The 9,533-nt window shown below is 72.3% G+C and carries 7 protein-coding genes; 2 read left to right on the forward strand and 5 right to left on the reverse strand.

Annotated elements, in window-relative coordinates; translation table 11 throughout:
• Positions 1 to 248: 248 nt before the first annotated feature.
• Positions 249 to 947: a hypothetical protein gene (locus tag ABZV93_RS10805; RefSeq protein WP_354933345.1), complete on the forward strand. Its 699-nt coding sequence runs from the start codon at positions 249 to 251 to the stop codon at positions 945 to 947.
• Positions 948 to 991: 44 nt separating this feature from the next.
• Here the strand turns inward: ABZV93_RS10805 and ABZV93_RS10810 are convergent, their stop codons facing one another.
• The 4 genes from ABZV93_RS10810 to ABZV93_RS10825 all read right to left on the reverse strand — a co-directional run bounded on the left by ABZV93_RS10810 (position 992) and on the right by ABZV93_RS10825 (position 7,314).
• On the reverse strand, positions 992 to 3,745 hold the full coding sequence (locus tag ABZV93_RS10810; RefSeq protein ID WP_354933347.1) for an AAA family ATPase: 2,754 nt from the start codon (positions 3,743 to 3,745) through the stop codon (positions 992 to 994).
• Positions 3,712 to 4,002, reverse strand: coding sequence for a hypothetical protein (locus tag ABZV93_RS10815; RefSeq protein WP_354933349.1), 291 nt, complete (start codon positions 4,000 to 4,002; stop codon positions 3,712 to 3,714). Before ABZV93_RS10815 ends, ABZV93_RS10810 begins: the two co-directional genes overlap by 34 nt.
• Before the next feature lie 190 nt (positions 4,003 to 4,192).
• A complete protein-coding gene (locus ABZV93_RS10820) occupies positions 4,193 to 6,583 on the reverse strand; it encodes a glycosyl hydrolase family 65 protein (protein ID WP_354933351.1) in 2,391 nt (796 codons plus the stop codon).
• On the reverse strand, positions 6,580 to 7,314 hold the full coding sequence (locus ABZV93_RS10825; protein ID WP_354933353.1) for a beta-phosphoglucomutase family hydrolase: 735 nt from the start codon (positions 7,312 to 7,314) through the stop codon (positions 6,580 to 6,582). The genes ABZV93_RS10820 and ABZV93_RS10825 overlap by 4 nt, the downstream gene beginning before the upstream one ends.
• 162 nt (positions 7,315 to 7,476) lie before the next feature.
• Between ABZV93_RS10825 and ABZV93_RS10830 the strand changes: the two genes are divergently transcribed.
• Positions 7,477 to 8,526 (forward strand): zinc-dependent alcohol dehydrogenase family protein, encoded by a 1,050-nt coding sequence (locus tag ABZV93_RS10830; protein ID WP_354933355.1) that lies wholly within the window; start codon positions 7,477 to 7,479, stop codon positions 8,524 to 8,526.
• 106 nt (positions 8,527 to 8,632) lie between these two features.
• Here ABZV93_RS10830 and ABZV93_RS10835 read toward each other — a convergent pair.
• The coding region (locus ABZV93_RS10835; RefSeq protein ID WP_354933357.1) for a tetratricopeptide repeat protein at positions 8,633 to 9,533 on the reverse strand (901 nt) is incomplete at its 5' end.

A 9,533-nucleotide genomic window follows, 5' to 3' on the forward strand; every position in this document is an offset into this window, starting at 1 on the left:
GACCACGGCGGCCCAACAGACCTGAACAACGGCGTACTCCTGTGCCGCTACCACCACGTCACCGTCCACCACAAAGGATGGCAAGTCCGCATGGGCACCCACGGCCACCCCGAATACGTACCGCCGGAGTGGGTGGATCGACAGCAGAGAATCCTCCGCCCATGAGGGCAAGGTGATCGGCCTCCGGCCGGGACCGCTCAGCCCGTCGGCCAATTCTGTTCAGCCCTCTCGACGATCGAGGTCACACGATGTCAGTACCGAACCCGACCCACCTTTCCGGCCAGAGCACGACGGAGCCTGCTGACAAAGCACCGCTGGTGTTCTGTGACACCGAGACCGACGGCCTGGCCAGTCCGTGGGCGCCCGGTGGCCGGCGCGTCTGGGAGATCGCCGCGATCCGGCGCGAGCCGGACGGACGCGAGCATCAGTTCCATGCGTTCGTCCGGCTCGACGAACTCGGTTTCGACGTCGACGACCCGGGCGAGGTACGGCGCCGGTCGCTGGATGTCGGCGGGTTCTACCAGCGGCACCCGCAACTCGTGGGAAGCCCCGTCGCGGCCGACCACCTGAACGTCGTCAGCTACCAGACCGCGGCCGCCGGGCTGCTCGATCTCTTCGCCGGGCGAGCGGTCATGGTCGGCGTGGTCCCGTCGTTCGACGCCGAGAGTTTCCGGCACCTCCTGCACGCCACCGGGTTGATGCCGGCAGACGCCATCGCGCCGGACCCGACGAAATCGGAGCCCATGTCCTCACCGTGGCGAGGCCGGCTCGTCTGCGTGTGGAGCATGGTCGCCGGAAGGACCGGGGTTCCGACGTACGCCCTGGACCGGGCTGTGGTGCAGCACCACCTCGGCATCGATCCCGCTCACTACGCGCACCACACCGCGATGGGCGACGCCAGGTGGGCCCGCGACGTGCACGACGCCGTGCTCGGCTTGTGCCGGTAGCCGGACCAGGCTCACCGGCCGACGACACCGGCGCACAGTCAACCTCAGCGCAGGGCGCCGGCGACCTCGGTGCGCGACGTCAACTCCAGCTTGCGCAGGATGTTGGACACGTGGATGGCGGCGGTCTTCGGCGAGATGTACAGCCGGCGGGCCAGCTCGGCGTTCGTCAGCCCGTCGGCGACGAGCAGGGCGACCTCGCGTTCGCGCCGGGTGAGGGTGCCGACGCCGGTGACGGCCTCCGGGGCCGCGTCGGCGGCCGCCGCCAGCCCCAGCTGGTCGCGCAGACGTTCCAGCTGGACCACCCGCCATCCTCTCCACCTGGCCAGCAGGTCGGAGGCCGCATCGACGTGGCGCCGCGCCGCGTCCCGGCCACCGGATCCCGACGCCAGCAGGCTCCGCGCCGCACCGAGGTGGGCGGTGGCCCGGACGTACCCCGGAAGGAAGTGCGAGTCGGTCACCGCGCGGTAGCCGGCCAGCGCGGCAGGAAGGTCGCCGCGGGCCTCCGCCACCTGGGCCTCGACCAGCGTCCGGCTGTCGTCCCACAGGTCGGCGTCGAGCAGGTCGTGCACCAGTTTCTCCAGCCTGGCAAGGGGAAGTCCCACCTGCACCGCGGCCGAGACCAGGTCGTGGGCCTGCGACGCGCTGCGCCAGCCCTGCTCCGCCAGCGCGGCATGTACGTCGTCCAGACTCCGCTCGGCCGCCACCAGGTCGCCGCGCCGGCAGGTCAGGTGGAAGGTCAGCGCCGGCACCGTCAGCCCCCGGACACCCACGGCGGTGCGGAGTTCTGTGATCAGCTCCTCGACGCGGTCCAGCTCACCCGCCTCGAGATACAGCCCGGCCAGGAAGACCGCGTGGTACTCGGCGCGCCGTCCCCGCAGCTCGTACCCGCGTTCGCGGTCGCGGCCGTGTTCGAGCGCGGTGATCGCCGTACCGATGTCCCCCGACCGCATCGCCAACCGAGCCTTGCCCTGGTAGTACGCCGCGACGGCGAGCTTCTCGAACCCCGCCCGCTCGGCGGCGGCCCGCATGCGTTCCAGCATCTCGGCGTGCTGGACCGGGCCTGGCGGCGGCGCCTCCTGGACGAGGTTGTTCAGCGCCCGGGCCGCGAGTACCCACTCCCCGAGCTCCTCGGCCTGGTCGACCACCCCGGACAGCAACTGCCAGCCCTCCTGGCTGGTGCTCCACTGCTCGGTCAGGGCCATGCCCTTCTCCACCAGGGCAGCCAGCCGGACGCGCGGCATGTCGAACTTCTCCGCCAGTGTCACGGCCCGGTCCGCCCACTCCACGGCGTGGTCGAAACGGTCCCGCAGCGTGCACGACTGCGCCACTGCGATCATCGCCCGGGCCTGGTCCGTGCCCGGCTGCAGCCGGTCGATCAGCCGTTTGATCCCGTCGGTGAGTTCCTCCACCTCGGCGGGCCGGTCGGTCTCCCAGGCCAGCCGGATCAGCAGGTAGTGGGCGTCGGCGCTCTCCCGTGCGGTGGTGGCGTTGTCGCGCCAGCGGCGGGCGTACTTCTGCGCGTCCTCGACCAGCCCGGCCAGCCAGGCGGCCTGGGCAGCGGCGGCCAGCAGCGGGACGTCGTCGCAGGCCTCGTCCAGCCCCATCTCGGCCAGCCGCAGCGCCTGGTAAGCCGAACCGATGGAGAGGTACGACGCGGCACCTCGCCGGGCGGCGTCCAGCATCTCGTCGTACCGCCCGGCCGCCCGGGCGTGCCCGGCGACCATCGCCGGATCGGAGCCACCGGCCGCGAGCAGCGCCTCCAGCGCGGCCTCGTGCAGCCGGCGTTGCTGCCGCCCGAGCAGCCGACCGGCGATCGCCTCTCGCACCAGCGAGTGCCGGAACCGGAACTCGTCCTCGCCGGCCTCGACCAGGACGCCGCACACGACCAGCTCCCGCAGCGCGGCGATGAGCTCGTTCTCTCCGGTGCCGGTGACGGCGGCGAGCAGGTCGAACGGCACCCGCAGGCCGAGCACGGCGGCGGCCTCGGCGATCGCGACGACCGAGGGCTCCAGGTCGTCCACCTGCTGGCGGAGCACCTCCGCGAGGCTCCACGGCAGCGGCTGGTCGGCGAGGTCGTCCAGGCAGGCGTCCTCGTGGCCGCGCAGAAGCTCCTCGATGAAGAACGGGTTGCCGCCGGTGCGCTGGTGCATAGCGGCGATCACCCGGAACGGCGCGGGCATGCCGATGATCGCGGCGACCAGGGCCGCGGTCTCGGACTCGCTGAGGCGTTCCAGGGAGACGCGGTGGACGGGCTGGCGGCGTTCCAGCCGGGCCAGCAGGCCGGCGACGGGGTGCCTGCTGGTGACCTCCTCGGGCCGGTAGGTGCCGATCAGCAGCCGGGGACCGTCCTGGTCGGCGAGGCGTTCGAACAACGCCGCGCTCTCGGAGTCGGCCCAGTGCAGGTCCTCGAACACCAGCACGGCCGGTCTGCCGCCCACCAGGTCGGCGACCAGGGCGAGGCCCGCGTGCAGGCGTTCGACGGGGCTGCGGGTGGGGTCGGCGACGACCGCCCGCAGCTTCTCGTCGGCGGGGCGCCCGGACGGCCGGCCGTCCAGCGCGTCCAGGAGCACTTCGTACGGACGGGACAGGGAGCCGGGCACGGCGTTGCCGACCAGGACCTCGACGCCGGGGCCCACCGTCGCCAGGAACTCCTGGATCAGGCGGGTCTTGCCGAGCCCGGGCTCCCCGGCCACGAGGGCCACCTGGGCGTGGTGGGAGGTCGCGAGCTGGACGAGTGTGCGCAGCTCGCGATCCCGTCCCACCATCACCTGACTGGCCCCGCCACGAACTTTGCGCACCCCGCCAAGTTACCCGCAGGCCGCGGGCTGGGAGGGGGGCTGGTTCGTACGCCGGGATGGCCACCGGCACCGTCGGCGTCGTTCGGACCGGAACGCTCGGCGCCGGTCGTGGGACGCCGGCGGGCGAGCGCCCGGCGGTAGCCACGAGCCAGGGAGAACCGGTTGAACCGCTCGGCCCGGTCGAGCAGGTCCTGCTGGTGCTGCCTGGCCAGCTCCTGAGTGACGTAAGGATTGAACATCGTGGTGTCCTCTCGCACCTTCCGGACTGTCCGGATCGGTGTGACACCATCCTCGTTCGGTAAGGGCCGGGAGCCATCGGCACCGATTACCTATCTTGGCGCCGCAGGGGATACCTAGAGACCGGCCGGACCCACCTAGGCGGGTCCGGCGGCCGGTCGGTGGATCTAGGTATCCCCCGTCCGGATCCCTACGTCTGCGTCCGGATCCCTAGGACCAGGTCTGGCGGCGGTGTGCCGGCTCCCGGCCGGGTGGCTGCCGGGGCCTCGGGTGCGAGGGCGGCGGCGGGATCGGCAGGGTGCGGCGTTCACCGGCGCGCAGCGTGAACGGCTCGCCGTGGTGGGACGTCGACAGCTCCTGACCCGTCAACAGCTCGTACGTCGCCTCGCCGGAGGTGATCCGTACGCCGATCTGGCCGTCGCGCACACACATCCGGAACGCGATGCCGGTGAGCTCCTCCGGCAGCCGGGGCGCGAAGGTCAGCTGCCCGTCGTGGTCGCGCATCCCGCCGAAGCCCGCGATCGTCGCGATCCACGCACCCGCCAGGGACGCGATGTGCAGGCCGTTGTGGACGTTGCCGTGCAGGTCGTGCAGGTCCGCCAGGGCCGCCTCGGCGAGGTAGTCGTAGGCGAGTTCGAGGTGGCCGCACTCGGCGGCGAGCACCGACTGGGTGCTGGCCGACAGCGAGGAGTCCCGCACGGTGAGCCGCTCGTAGTAGGCGAAGTTGCGGGCCTTCTCCTCGGGCGTGAACGCGTCGCCACGCAGGTGCATCGCGAGCACCAGGTCGGCCTGCTTGACGACCTGCTTGCGGTACAGGTCGAAGTACGGGTAGTGCAGCAGCATCGGGTAGTGGTCGGGCGGGGTGGAGGCGAAGTCCCAGACGGCGTGGTCGGTGAACTCCTCCGACTGCTCGTGCACGTCGAGGGACTCGTCGTAGGGCACCACCATCCGGTGCGCGGCGTCGCGCCAGCGCGCCGTCTCCTCCTCGTCGACATCGAGCGCCCGGGCGATGTCGGGATGCCGCTCGCAGTGCGCGGCGGCCGTCCGGAGGTTCCGCTGCGCCATCAGGTTGGTGAAGACGTTGTTGTCCGCGATCGCGCTGTACTCGTCCGGGCCGGTCACCCCGTCGATCCGGAAGCCGGCGTGCACGTCGTGGTGGCCGAGCGACATCCACAGCCGGGCGGTCTCCACCAGGAGTTCGATGCCGTACGCGCGTTCGAAGTCCTCATCGCCCGTCACCGCGAGATAGCGCGCAACCGCGTCGGCGATGTCGGCGTTGACGTGGAACGCCGCGGTGCCGGCCGGCCAGTACCCCGAGCACTCCTGGCCGTCTATGGTCCGCCAGGGGAAGGCCGCGCCGGTCTGGCCGAGCTGGCGGGCCCGGGCGCGCGCCTTGTCCAGCGTGGAGTGCCGCCAGACCAGTGCGTCTCGTACGGCGTCGGGCTGGGTGTAGGTGAGGACGGGCAGCACGAAGGACTCGGTGTCCCAGAACGCGTGCCCGTCGTAACCGGGCCCGGTGAGGCCCTTGGCCGGAATCGCCCGGGTCTCACCGCGCGCCCCGGCCTGGAGCACGTGGAACAACGCGAACCGCAGCGCCTGCTGGAGTTCGGCGTCCCCGTCGAGCTCGACGTCGGCGTGGGACCAGAAGTCGTCGAGGTAGGCGCGCTGCTCGTCCAGCAGTCCCTGCCAGCCGGTACGTAGCGCGCCGGCCAGGGCGGCGTCCACCTGCGCGTGCAGCGCCGGTGTGGACCGCTGGCTGGACCACCCGTAGGCGACGTACTTCGTCATCCGCAGCACGGTCCCGGGCGAGATCTGGGTGGCGATGGTCAGCCGGGCGAGGTCCTCCTCGGCCTGGATCTCCCGGCGCAGGTCGCACGCGGTGTCGAACTCGTGCTCCATCGCCGCGGCCATCCGCAGCTCCGAGCGACGGGTGTGGTGGGCGAGGACGGCATGGTCGCCCCGGGCCGTCACGAAGTCGGAGACCAGCGGGCGGTCCAGGGCGGCGGCCACCCGTGGGTCGCCACCGGCCGCCTCGACGGGCTCGTTGGCCAGCAGGTCCGACTGGAGTACGACGTTCAGCGGGCCGTCGAGGGCCTCCACCTCGTAGTGGATCGCGGTCACCGCGCGCTGGCTGAACGACACCAGCCGCTCGGAGCGGATGCGGACCCGCCGGCCGGTTGGCGAGACCCACTCGGTGACCCGGCGCAGCGTGCCGGACCGGAAGTCCAGCGTGCGTTCGTGAAAGGGCGCCGCGCCGTAGCGCATGTCCAGCGGCTCGTCCTCGACCAGCAGCCGGATGATCTTGCCGTCGGTGACGTTGACGACGGTCTGGCCGTCCTCGGGGTAGCCGTAGCCTGCCTCGGCGTACGGCAGCGGCCGGCGCTCGAAGAAGCCGTTGAGGTAGGTGCCGGGCAGGCCGCGCGGCTCGCCCTCCTCGAAGGAGCCACGGATGCCGATGTGCCCGTTGGACAGGGCGAACGTCGACTCGGTCTGCTTCAGCGCCTCCAGGTCCAGCCCGCGCCAGCGCAGCTCCCACGGCGACACCTCGTAGCTCGGGCGCTCCTGCTGGAGGCGCTCGGTGTCGCGGGGGGTGGCGCTCATGCGTCCCCCTGCAGCAGGTCGGCGAGGTCCTTCACCACGACGTCGGCACCGTGGCCGCGAAGCTCGTCGGCCTGGTCGGCGCGGTCGACGCCGACGACGTGGCCGAAGTGACCGGCCCTTCCGGCCTGGACGCCGGCGAGGGCGTCCTCGAAGACCGCCGCCTGGCCGGGCTCGACGCCGAGTGCCTGCGCGCCGGCCAGGAAGGAGTCCGGTGCCGGTTTACCGTTCAGGCCGCGTTCGGCGAGGACGTTGCCGTCGACCAGCACCCGGTAGTAGTCGGTGAGGCCGGCGGCCCGGAGCACCTTCTCGCCGTTGCGGGAGGAGGTGACCACCGCGACCGCGAGCCCGGCCTCGCGGACGGCCTGGAGGTAGCGGAGCGAGCCGGGGAAGGGCTGCACCCCGCGCTCGGCGATCACCTGGTCCAGCAACTCGTTCTTGCGGTTGCCGACGCCGTTGACGGTGACCTCGGTGGGCGCGTCGTCCGGAGTGCCCTCGGGCAGGGTGACGTCGCGCGACCGGAGGAACTCGCGGACGCCGTCGGCGCGCGGCCGGCCGTCGACGTACTCCGCGTAGTCGCGCTCGGTGAACGGCGCGAAACCCTCGCCGTCGCGTGCCCGCAGGAACTCGTCGAACGCCTTCTTCCACGCCGCCATGTGCAGCTCGGCCGTCGTGGTGAGCACGCCGTCCAGGTCGAACAGGCAGGCGGTGATCTTCCCCGGTAGTCCCAACACTCCCCCGACGCTACAGGCGAACCGGGGCATCCGGGTGTCAACCGAGCGCTGCCCCCGCGCTGCCACCGCCCGTCGAAGTGCCCACCTGGGCGACTGAGGGCGAGCTGTGCGACCCTCGCAGACGCGGGGGCTACCTGACTTGAGCGACTTTGGAGGAAGTGCATGCGAGCTGCGGTCATTCACGGTAAAGGCGACATCCGGATGGAGGACCGCCCCGACCCCGCCATCCGCGCCGCGTCCGACGCGATCGTCAGGGTGACCGCGAGCTGCGTGTGCGGCTCGGACCTGTGGCCCTACCGCGGCGTGGCGACCACCGACGAGCCGCATCCGATCGGGCACGAGTTCGTCGGCGTGGTCGAGGAGGTCGGCTCGGCGGTCACCTCCGTGCGGCCCGGCGACTTCGTCATCGCGCCGTTCGTCGCCAGCGACGGCACCTGCCCGGCCTGCCGCAACGGGATCACCACGTCGTGTGACCGCCTCGGTTCGTGGGGTGGCACCGACGCCGACGGCGCGCCGGTGGACGGCGGGCAGGGCGAGTACGTCCGCGTGCCCGAGGCCGACGGCACCCTGGTGAGCCTGCCCGAGGCGCCCGACGAGGCGCTGCTGCCCGGCCTGCTCACGCTGTCGGACGTGATGAGCACCGGTCACCACGCGGCCCTGGCCGCCCGGGTCGAGCCCGGCCGCACGGTCGTCGTGGTCGGCGACGGCGCGGTGGGCCTGTGCGGGGTGATCGCGGCCCGCCGGCTCGGCGCGGAGCGCGTGATCGCCATGTCCCGGCACGAGTCCCGGCAGGCGCTGGCGAGGACGTTCGGTGCCACCGACATCGTGGCCGAGCGCGGCGAGGAAGGGGCTGCGAAGGTGCGCGACCTGCTCGGCGGAGTGCTCGCCGACTCCGTGCTCGAGGCGGTCGGCACCAAGGGCTCGATGGAGCAGGCGTTCGCGGTGACCCGGCCCGGCGGCCAGATCGGCTACGTCGGGGTGCCCGCCGGTGGCGCGGAGCTGCCGATCCGGGCGATGTTCTCCGGAAACCTCAACGTCGCGGGCGGCGTGGCTCCGGCTCGTACGTACATCCCCGGCCTGCTGCCCGACGTGCTGTCCGGCGCGATCGAGCCGGGGAAGGTGTTCGACCTCATGCTGGACTTGGAGAAGACGCCCGAGGCGTACGAGGCGATGGACGAACGCCGCGCTGTCAAGGTGATGTTGCGCCCCTGAGATCGCCTAGCTGCCAAGGGAGACCGGCGAGGGGAACCTCGCCCGCGGGCCCGGATGGGTGCCTGGTGTTGCCCGCGGGCGAGGCGAACTTTCCGGCTCGCGACTGCTACCGGCGTCCGTTCGGACCGCGATCCCCCTCCTCCATGGCCTCGATGGTGCCCAGGTCGTCCGTGCCCTCGACACCCTCCACGTCGATGTCCGCACCGGTCTCCCCGGTCCGGGCGCCGAGGGCAGCGGTCTGGCGTACCCGATCGGCGCCGATCCGGGCGGCCGGCCGGGCGTTCACCGAACCGCCCTGCCCGGCCAGCAGCACCCGCAGGTGACCGGCCGACACCGGTGCGATGTCGACGAACCCGGAGTCGATCGCGAGGTGGAACGCCGCCCGCGCGCCGGCCACGTCGCCCTGGTCGCGCAGCAGCGTGCCGAGGTTGACCGCGGCCACCGACACCACGTCGGCGTGCCCGGAGTCGACCGCCAGCTCGTACGCCGACCGCGCACCGGCCACGTCACCCTGCGCGTCCAGCAGCAGGCCGAGGTTCAGCGCCGCCATCGGCGCCACGTCGGCGTGCCCGGAGTCCACCGCCACCTGGTAGGCGGCCCGGGCGTCGTCGACCTCGGCCTCCTCGGTGAGCAGCACACCCAGGTTGTTGGCCGCCATCGGCGCCACGTCGGCGTGCTCGGACCGCACGGCGAGTTCGTACGCCGCCCGTGCCCCGCCCACGTCGGCCTCCTCGGTGAGCAGCACACCGAGGTTGTTCGCCGCCATCGGCGCGACGTCGGGGTGGCCTGAGTCGACCGCCCGCTGGAACGCCGTCTCCGCGCCCACCAGGTCGCCCTGGTCCTTCAGCAGCGAACCCCGGTAGAGCGCCGCCATCGGCACCACGTCCACGTCACCGGAGTCGACGGCCCGCTGGTACGCGGCCTCCGCGCCCTCGGGGTCGCCCTGGTCCTTCAGCAACATGCCGAGGTTCAGCGCGGCGACCGGCATCACGCCCGGGTGGTCTGAG

The sequence above is a fragment of the Actinopolymorpha sp. NPDC004070 genome (assembly GCF_040610475.1).
Classification (GTDB): Bacteria; Actinomycetota; Actinomycetes; order Propionibacteriales; family Actinopolymorphaceae; genus Actinopolymorpha.

Bases quoted from the DNA above. Each gene is read 5' to 3' on its own strand.
- ABZV93_RS10830 (WP_354933355.1), top strand. From the start codon at position 7,477: ATGCGAGCTGCGGTCATTCACGGTAAAGGCGACATCCGGATGGAGGAC.
- ABZV93_RS10820 (WP_354933351.1), bottom strand. From the start codon at position 6,583: ATGAGCGCCACCCCCCGCGACACCGAGCGCCTCCAGCAGGAGCGCCCG.
- ABZV93_RS10805 (WP_354933345.1), top strand. From the start codon at position 249: ATGTCAGTACCGAACCCGACCCACCTTTCCGGCCAGAGCACGACGGAG.